1 tRNA gene is annotated in these 212 nt (G+C 46.2%); it reads left to right on the forward strand.

The features are described from left to right. Nucleotides 1–83 precede the first annotated feature (83 nt). Nucleotides 84–157: transfer RNA gene (locus HMPREF2626_RS05720), tRNA-Ile, on the forward strand. Nucleotides 158–212 lie beyond the last annotated feature (55 nt).

The raw sequence follows: 212 nt of genomic DNA on the forward strand, positions 1-212 counted from the left end.
CCTTTCTAAGGATATAACGGAATACACAATCGTCACTTTGTTCAGTTTTGAGAGGCCTATCTCAAGCGAAATGGAAAGTAACCGGGCCTGTAGCTCAGTTGGTTAGAGCGCACCCCTGATAAGGGTGAGGTCGATGGTTCGAATCCATTCAGGCCCATTAATTAAATAAATTAATCCTATGGGGGATTAGCTCAGCTGGGAGAGCGCCTGCT

Source organism: Aerococcus sp. HMSC062A02, assembly GCF_001809535.1.
GTDB lineage: Bacteria > Bacillota > Bacilli > Lactobacillales > Aerococcaceae > Aerococcus.